This is a genomic window from Aerococcus sp. 1KP-2016, assembly GCF_002252085.1.
In the GTDB taxonomy this organism is placed as follows: domain Bacteria; phylum Bacillota; class Bacilli; order Lactobacillales; family Aerococcaceae; genus Aerococcus.
Genome location: NZ_NEEY01000084.1, coordinates 1 through 3,547 on the forward strand (window position 1 = coordinate 1; position 3,547 = coordinate 3,547).

General features: G+C 34.9%; 3 protein-coding genes and 2 pseudogenes. All 5 read right to left on the minus strand.

Annotated elements, in window-relative coordinates; translation table 11 throughout:
- Positions 1-367: 367 nt before the first annotated feature.
- Positions 368-544: pseudogene (locus B9P78_RS09300) on the minus strand (response regulator transcription factor); the annotation flags it as partial.
- 52 nt (positions 545-596) lie between these two features.
- The gene (locus B9P78_RS10605) at positions 597-719 is read right to left on the minus strand and encodes a hypothetical protein (RefSeq protein ID WP_255377102.1); all 123 of its coding nucleotides are present in this window, start codon (positions 717-719) and stop codon (positions 597-599) included.
- Between the two features lie 136 nt (positions 720-855).
- Positions 856-1,575: pseudogene (gene catA / locus B9P78_RS09310) on the minus strand (type A chloramphenicol O-acetyltransferase).
- Positions 1,576-1,994: 419 nt separating this feature from the next.
- Entirely contained in the window at positions 1,995-2,684 is a 690-nt protein-coding gene (locus B9P78_RS09315; RefSeq protein ID WP_094519158.1) for a hypothetical protein, read from the minus strand.
- Between the two features lie 99 nt (positions 2,685-2,783).
- The gene (locus B9P78_RS09320) at positions 2,784-3,347 is read right to left on the minus strand and encodes a recombinase family protein (protein ID WP_094519159.1); all 564 of its coding nucleotides are present in this window, start codon (positions 3,345-3,347) and stop codon (positions 2,784-2,786) included.
- Positions 3,348-3,547 lie beyond the last annotated feature (200 nt).

Sequence of the window (3,547 nt, forward strand, 5' to 3'; positions counted from 1 at the left end):
GTTTCACATAAAGTTTCAATCTATCAAGAGTCGCTCCGCTACTACTCTTGACAGATTGAAATTTATGAGAAGTATTGTCGACAACAGGAATTAAGCCAAATTGCATGTATTAAAAAAGAGCTGACCATTCGGTCAACTCTCATAAAATTTAGTCTAACTTTTTGGGTCCACTATACTCATAAAAATTGAGAAATTGGGCTTTTTATATTTACTTATAGTGCAAAATAGCGTTTAAAAAGTGTGCAATTTATCTCTTAAAGTCACACTCTTGTCATTCTACAATGGGAATAAATTTTAAGCTGACACATATTCTTACATAGTCTGTTATTGGGATGACACAAGTTGTGTCATCACGTTAAACCGCAGTTCAGATGGTTTTCATCTGCCAATAATAAATCGCCAATTGGGTGCGATCACGGAGTTCGAGTTTGTCTAGAATGATAGAGATGGTGTTGCGAATCGTTCCTTCACTGATGTACAACTGTCCGGCAATCTCTTTATTGTTCAATCCATTTGCGATTAGTTCCAAAATATCGTTTTCGCGTGGTGTCAGCAAGGTTGTTTTCTTTTCTTCAGAGAAACTTTTCAATGCCACTTCACTGATAATCGGTAGCCCCGAGTAGACCGACTACTTCGCCCTTCTTTACTTCTAAAGATAGATGATCCAACGCCAAATGATTGCCAAAGCGTTTGATTACATCTTCCATGTGTAATATCATATTCCTCACCTCATCACCTATTATAAAGTGTGTAAAAAATATTATTAGTTACATTTGTCATTATAGTCTTAACTTAAGAGTTGTGGCATTGCTTATTACATATGTAATAAGCAATGCGTTTTGTGAAGTAGTACACTTAAATTAACGAGCAGGTTAGTGACATTAGAAAACTGACTGTAAAAAGTACAGTCGGCATTGTCTCATATTATAAAAGCCAGTCATTAGGCCTATCTGACAATTCCTGAATAGAGTTCATAAACAATCCTGCATGATAACCATCACAAACAGAATGATGTACCTGTAAAGATAGCGGTAAATATATTGAATTACCTTTATTAATGAATTTTCCTGCTGTAATAATGGGTAGAAGGTAATTACTATTATTATTGACATTTAAGTTAAACCCAGTAAATGAAGTCCATGGAATAATAGAAAGAGAAAAAGCATTTTCAGGTATAGGTGTTTTGGGAAACAATTTCCCCGAACCATTATATTTCTCTACATCAGAAAGGTATAAATCATAAAACTCTTTGAAGTCATTCTTTACAGGAGTCCAAATACCAGAGAATGTTTTAGATACACTATCAAAAATTGTATAAAGTGGCTCTAACTTATCCCAATAACCTAACTCTCCGTCGCTATTGTAACCAGTTCTAAAAGCTGTATTTGAGTTTATCACCCTTGTCACTAAGAAAATAAATGCAGGGTAAAATTTATATCCTTCTTGTTTTATGTTTCGGTATAAAACACTAATATCAATTTCTGTGGTTATACTAAAAGTCGTTTGTTGGTTCAAATAATGATTAAATATCTCTTTTCTCTTCCAATTGTCTAAATCAATTTTATTAAAGTTCATTTGATATGCCTCCTAAATTTTTATCTAAAGTGAATTTAGGAGGCTGACTTGTCTGCTTTCTTCATTAGAATCAATCCTTTTTTAAAAGTCAGTATTATTGTAACATAAATATATATTTTAAAAATACCCCACTTTATCCAATTTTCGTTTATTGAACTAATGGGTGCTTTAATAAAAACTAAAGTCGATTATAATCGGCTTATTTTTTGTTGTGTGGGTGTCATAACTCAAGACTAATGAACATGAATTAACAAGCGTTACCTAATAAGGTTTGGTTATACTCATTTCTTATAATCATAAGGTGTAAAATCAATCTTAACGAAAGATATGGATTTAAAAAACGCATTTTAGTCCAGTTTCGTGGATAGTGATCCACTTTCAAATCTGAAACTGGCTTAAAATGCGTTATTTTCTCTTGATTACTGATTCATTTCATTTATACAGTAGCTTATTAAGCTTAAAATTCTAAAATACAAATACTCTCTAAAATCATCCGAATAAATAGGCTCTTTTCCGTTTTCGAAATGTCTAATATGGTAAGTATTGCCTATCTGTGTTAATTCCTGAAATTCTCTGCTTATCAACTCTTTTGTTACTGGTGATTCTTTACTAACTATATCAATTAGTCTAGTTACAGACTTCTTTTTATTTTCACCATAAATAGTCTTTAATCTTTCGAAAGTATCCCAAATTTTCTCTAATGCAATTTGCTTCTGTTTAGATTCCTTAGATCTTATATATATCTTCGATTCTTCTATTTTTTCATTAATTATTTCATCTATCGACCGAGGTGTAGTTTGATTTAATTGTTCGTTCCCTTCATTTTCAATTTCCTCATTAGACTGTTGCTCTACAGGATTAACAATCATATAAGCTAATATAGCTTCTTTTAATTGTTCAAGTTCTGGCCGGTAATCAAATTCCGTTCCAGGGGAAGTCATTTTTCCTGATTCTCTAACATGTTTTGTTAGTCCAGGTAATAGAATAGAATATTTACTTCTTAAGTTTCTCCATAACTTCTGGGATCCATTTCGTGAAGATAGACTCCCCTCTATTTTTGGAAGATCAATCTTTATTTGTTCATAAACTTCCTTTGTTATTTTGACCATATCAGCAGTCCTTCCTTAGTAAGTTTAAAACTTAAAACCACAATTTATTTCAGGCTGAATGCATTTCGATTGCAACAACGTTCGTACATGTTGCAATCGTTATTTGTGACTACTCTTTAAATATCGATAGAGAGTAGGTTTACTAATTCCGGTCAATTCAGTAATTTCTTTGACACTGTATATCTGGCTCTCGTACAGTTTTACGGCTCGTTCAATATCACGCGGGTTTACACGTGGGCGTCCTCCTTTGCGACCTCTGGCACGCGCACTTTTCAATCCTTCTTTGGTGCGTTCGACAATTAGGTCGCGCTCGAACTGGCTGAAGGCCTGGAAGACGGTCATCATGAGTCGTCCTTGTGGGGTAGTTGTATCAAAGTTCTCCTTCAAGCTGACCAGCTTGACGTCGTGCTTCTCGAAGTAGGTCACGAGATCAATTAGATCCTTGGTGCTCCGTCCTAAGCGGGAGAAGCTCTCCACCACTACCGTGTCTCCTGGGCGGAGCTTGTCCTTTAGTCGGTTTAATTCCGGACGGCTGGCCTTCGTTCCTGTCATCTTCTCCATCAGAATTTCGTTGCAGTTCTGTTTCTCTAGCAAATCTAGCTGTCGGTTCAGCTCTTGGTGCTGCGTGCTGACGCGCGCGTATCCGTAGACATACCCACTCATGGTCATCGGCCCCTTTTTACCTTTATTGTATCATAAAAGGTGATTAAAGATCCATAGATAAAGAGACGTCTTTTGAAACAAAAAAATACCTTTTACGGCCTGAAAAGGGAACTTTTTTATTTGTCTCATAATCGATTGTTTTTGAGACAAAGTAATTTATAAAAAATATGCCTCTAACGTTTTTAGAACGTTAAAGGCAT